Annotated in this window: 5 protein-coding genes; 4 read left to right on the top strand and 1 reads right to left on the bottom strand. The window is 51.7% G+C overall.

Features of this window, described 5'->3' with window-relative positions; genetic code table 11:
* Positions 1–476, top strand: a 476-nt coding sequence (locus CA13_RS35725; RefSeq protein WP_419194881.1) for a hypothetical protein, incomplete at its 5' end; no start/stop codon positions are given.
* A 133-nt stretch (positions 477–609) separates the two neighbouring features.
* On the opposite strand, the gene CA13_RS26910 is transcribed toward CA13_RS35725, so the two are convergent.
* Positions 610–1,149: a hypothetical protein gene (locus CA13_RS26910; RefSeq protein ID WP_146401973.1), complete on the bottom strand. Its 540-nt coding sequence runs from the start codon at positions 1,147–1,149 to the stop codon at positions 610–612.
* Positions 1,150–1,342: 193 nt separating this feature from the next.
* Between CA13_RS26910 and CA13_RS26905 the strand changes: the two genes are divergently transcribed.
* The 3 genes from CA13_RS26905 to CA13_RS26895 all read left to right on the top strand — a co-directional run.
* Positions 1,343–2,089 (top strand): RNA polymerase sigma factor, encoded by a 747-nt coding sequence (locus CA13_RS26905; protein WP_146401971.1) that lies wholly within the window; start codon positions 1,343–1,345, stop codon positions 2,087–2,089.
* Positions 2,090–2,321: 232 nt separating this feature from the next.
* Positions 2,322–4,121 (top strand): serine/threonine protein kinase, encoded by a 1,800-nt coding sequence (locus CA13_RS26900; protein WP_419194880.1) that lies wholly within the window; start codon positions 2,322–2,324, stop codon positions 4,119–4,121.
* 226 nt (positions 4,122–4,347) lie between these two features.
* A partial coding sequence (locus tag CA13_RS26895; protein WP_146401967.1) for a prepilin peptidase occupies positions 4,348–5,020 on the top strand: 673 nt, incomplete at its 3' end.

The following is a 5,020-nucleotide window of genomic DNA, read 5'->3' as shown; positions in this document are numbered from 1 at the left end:
TGATGGTATGCCAAGAATCAAACGTGCCGATGAAGCAGGCTACATCTACCATGCCCTTAACCGGGGCAATGCGAAAAATGCCCCCCTTCCCCTTTTCTTTCCCAGCGTGCGTTATCAAAGGCTGTAGCGACATACTTACGAATACGCATCCCCGTGGACCATTTACCGATTGCCTTGAGGAGACTCTCGACGAGCAATCAGCATTTGTGCAGATGGAAGTTAAGGCCGCGATGATAAAGCTTGCTGGCATTCTTCAAGACAATTGCAACAAGGCTCGATTCAAATCAGGTTGTTGCTATCAGAGTAAAGGTAGAATTAAGCCAAGACCAAAAGGACAGGAAAGAAAAGGGGAAGGGGGGCATTTTTCGCACTTTCCCATTTTTCGCATTGCCCCGGTTAAGGGCATGATAGATGCAGCCTGCTTCATCGGCACGTTTGATTCTTGGCATACCATCAGTTGGCTAAAGAAAGATTGATCGTATTCGCTAGAGAATATCAAACCAAGTCCCAAAAAACGACCCCCTTCCCCTTTTCCTCTCTGGATCGCACAAAAACGTCTCGCAGTAACGCGACAGGTGCAGGACAGAGAAATTGCCGCGCGACTCTTTCCTACTCGATCCGTTTCAGCGTCAGATGTTCGTAAGCCACTCGTTGCCCGTTCTTCAGATGGTGGCTCGTGGTGACGATCGTATTGGGATCGGTAAGCTCGACCGTAGTTGTCTTGGGCGTGCGGTTTTCGTTACGGGAAAACACCTCCCCGCCTTCCATCATCATTTTGTTTTCTGTGACGACCACTGGCATGCTCGTCTGCGTCACCCAACCAAATTCCCAAGCATGAACAGATTTTGTTTTCCAGTTATAACCAATCATAGTGTTGCCTTGATTGAGAACTGCATCCATTCCATCGGGCGTGTATAGCACCTCACTGTACAGATAGCTTTTGTTGCCAACCCAAGCCGTCGTGACGGTTATCGTGCCCAGCGGCGCGTTACCCGGTGGATCAAATTTGCCCTGCCATTTTCCCACAAAGGGCTCCAACTGCTTGAGATGTTCGTACGCCGGCGGCTCCTGACCTTCTTCCTGAGCGAAGCTGGTGCTGACGATCAACTGTGCCGAAAACAACAATGTTGAAACTCCGATGATCGCCAACTTTAGAAAACGGTGTGCTGTATCTGTATGCATCGTCATGCCCTTAAAACTATCTTGCGAATTGAATCACGAACAAGCAGGTTGATGCTGCCCGCCGCAAGAGAATATGAAGCAAAATCAGCAATGCGTTACAGGAATTCTTTGGCGAAAGGAAAACCTTTCTTTCGTGCCGGCGCGCTGTTAGACTGATTTGATGGGAATCGACGACGAAACAATGGGCCGGTCCGGTGGTCCACCGCGCTTTGACACCACGCACTGGAGCCTTGTTCTGGCTGCGCAGAATGAACACTCAAAGATTGCAAGGGAAGCCTTGGCGACACTTTGCGAAAAGTACTGGTACCCGCTGTACGCTTTCGTCCGGCAGACGGAAGCCGACGCCAACCAAGCGTGCGACATTATCCAAGGTTTTTTTGAGAAGATCATCGAGAAAGACTACCTCCACGACGCCAATCCGGACCGTGGCAAGTTCCGCACATTCTTGCTCACCTCGTTGACACATTTTATGGCCAACGAACGTAAAAAGGCCCAAGCTATCAAACGCGGTGGCGATATAAAACACTTTTCATTTTCGTTTCAAAAAGGAGAACAGCGTTTCTTACGGGAGCCGGTTGACTCCCAAACCCCAGAAAACCACTACCAGAGACGCTGGGCCGTGACGTTGCTGGGCGAGGTACTGGAGGGGCTAAGAGCCGAATTTGTTGCCGACGGCAAGCAGCAATGGTTTGAACATCTGGCTCAATTCCTGACGCCAGGCGAGACAGAATCCCACCAGCAAGTGGCAGCGCGGCTGAACATGACCGAAGGCGCGGTCAAGGTCGCCATTCATCGGCTAAGATCGCGTTACCGGGAACGCTTACACGCGGAAATTGCTCAAACGGTAGCCAATCCCGATGAAGTCAATGGTGAAATCATGATGCTGTTTCAGACATTTTCCCGATAAATATCACAACAGACATGTAACGTTTGGCTCGTTTTTCTTCATAGCACTGGTCATGAAACAACTTTCGATATGCCCAGTTTGCGACACGCCGATTCCCGCTGAACTGACCAGCGGACTGTGCCCAAAATGTTTACTCAAAGATGTTGCACTCGAGGAAACGGGCGCGGCGGACGATTCTCCTACGAGGGACATTGCCGCAACGTTACCACCGGGCAAGGCATCCAACCGTGGCGTGATCGCACCAGGTGAGATTTTTGGCGAATACGAACTGATCGAGGAGATCGCGCGGGGTGGAATGGGGGTCGTCTACAAAGCGCGGCACCTACAGTTGAATCGCGTCGTCGCGTTGAAGATGATCCTGCGCGGTCAGTTGGCCTCCCCTGACGACGTGCAGCGGTTTCACCGCGAAGCGGAAGCGGCCGCCAACCTAGATCATCCTGGCATCGTGCCCATCTATGAGATTGGCGAATGCGATGGCCAGCACTTTTTCTCCATGAAGCTGATTGAAGGCGGGGCGCTCAATCATCTCTTGGCGTCGAAAGACTCAGGCCTGCGAGAGATTCTGAAGCTGATTGAAAACGTCGCGCGGGCCGTTCACTACGCTCACCAGCGCGGCGTTTTGCACCGTGACCTCAAACCGGCCAATATTCTGTTGGATGCCGCCGGCAACCCGTTGATCACCGATTTTGGGCTGGCGAAACAGGTGGAAGGCGATAGTCAACTGACCCAGTCAGGCGCGATCATGGGAACGCCTGCCTACATGCCTCCCGAACAGGCGGCCGCCAAGAAAGACATCACTACTGCGGCGGATATCTATTCTATCGGCGCCATTCTTTATCAGGCGCTATGTGGAAAGACCCCACACCAAGCGGAATCAACGTTTGAGATGCTGATGCAAGTACTGGAAGGAGACATTGTTCCTCCACGCGATCTGGACCGAAAAATCGATCGAAAGCTAAACCTGATTTGCATGAAGTGTCTGGAGCGTGATCCCAATTTGCGATACAGCTCCGCCGGCGCGCTGGCGGACGATCTAAACCAGTGGATGGATGGCAAGCCTGTTTCGGTGAAACCTCCGTCGATTGCGTCGGTGGCCACAAACGTTTTTTTCAACAATATGCGATCCGTGATCGGCGCGGCGGTGATTGGTGCTTCGGCCGGTTTGTTTCTCGGGCTGGGGGCATTGTTCGAAGGCGCCGCCAGAAACTTTGGCCCCAGCAAAGATCTGGATTTGCAGGAATTGTACGAGGCCATGCCGGGCATCGAGCGTACAGATTTGTGGTTTGCCAATGTCCCGGGCTACGTTTCCCGCCCCATCACACTGGTGGCTCCGTTGATACTGGTCTTTGTAGGCCTGATGTTGGTGGTTGTAACGCGTCCCAAGACACAACAACAAACATTGGCGATTGCGTTGGTTGCCGGTCTGCTAATGACGATCACTTCATTCGCATTCTCGGTCGGCATCATTTCGATGTGGGCCACCTCAGATTATGCGCTGAGCACGGACCTAGAAGCGATGGCTCGGGCGAGTTTGCTCGAAGGTGACCAGCGTCAGGAGGTCGTTAACGATATCCTGACGCGCTATCCGGATTTAAAAACAAAGGATCCGGCTGACAGGGCGACTTTCCTCGGCGCCATGGTTTCTGCAAATCTGTGTATGATGGCCCCCAAAGCGCTCTGGAGCGGGTTGTTACTTTCGGCGTTTTTTGGTTTGGTCCCGAGCATCGCGGGGGCCGTGCATGCCTTTCATCTACTGCGCCGCGACGCCCGTCTCCACAGGATACTGATTCCTTATCTGGAAGTCCTGCTACTGATGTTGGTCGTACTGTTTTACTGTCTGTTCGAGATTGGGCACTTCTTCTATTTGAGTACGTCGGATGACTATTCGCTGCCAAAATTCTTCTGGGGACGTTTACCGTTCTTTCTGATCGCAGTCGCAACCATTCCCGGATTCTGTTTATGGAACTGGAAATGGCGATGGTCAGGCTATATGTTGACAACTGTTATCATTTACTTCCTCTACTTCCGTTGATGAAACGTTGCAAATTCGTTTCGGTTTGCGAATTGGCAGAAGAATTATGAGTAGAAAAACTTGCGGATCAATGTTCCCCCATCAGGACTTTCACCTGATAATTCAATCGCCTTCACAGGCGCAATAGCTACCGTTTCCAGACAGTAGAGTGAAATCACTTGGACAAGCAACGCGAATTCTTGCGACTTAGGCTACTCAAACCTCTTCCCTCGAAAGACCAACCAACGTGCCCGCCAGTCGCATAGCATTCCGAATTCTCCAGTCGTTCGTCTGGCTCATGCTGTTTATGGTGGTGGACTTATTCATCATCGTACCGGCGATCAGCCTATTGCTAGCCAAAAAGGGATACCATTCACCGCAGCTGAGCGATTCGATTGCGATTCTTCAGCAGTGCAATGGCGTCATCATGCACATTTTCATTTATGCCTACGTGGCATTTTTCGGCAGCTGTATAGCAAGTTTTCTGAACGTCGTTGCTTGGCGAGTTCCGCGCGGGCGTAGCATTCTCGGATCCAGCCATTGCCCTGCTTGCGACCATCGGCTGAGCATGAGAGACAATATTCCGGTCTGGGGATGGTTGAAGAACGAGGGGAGCTGCCGCCACTGCCAATCGTCCATTGCCCAGCGCTACCTGTGGGTAGAGGTCCTCTTAGGGTGCGTGTTCTTAATTTTATTCGTGGTCGAGATCGTGTTCGGTGGTTTTAATCTGCCAACAGCACCTGACCTTCGCCTCACGGGCATCGAGTTCGTACTCTTCGCACCTAATGCTCAACTGATTCAGACATTTGCCTTTCATGCGACCCTCATGTCGATTCTGTTTACGGTCGTGATGATTTCCAGTGAATCATTTCGCATTCCGGTAGCCTTTAGGAAAGAAAAGGGGAAGGAAAGAAAAGGGG

It is taken from the genome of Novipirellula herctigrandis, from assembly GCA_007859835.1.
Lineage (GTDB): Bacteria > Planctomycetota > Planctomycetia > Pirellulales > Pirellulaceae > Novipirellula_A > Novipirellula_A herctigrandis.
Note: the sequence above shows the minus strand (reverse complement) of the source record. Positions and strands in the feature narration are given on the sequence as shown.

Excerpts from the sequence above, each read along its gene's own strand:
- CA13_RS26905 (WP_146401971.1), top strand. The coding sequence starts at position 1,343 with ATGGGAATCGACGACGAAACAATGGGCCGGTCCGGTGGTCCACCGCGC.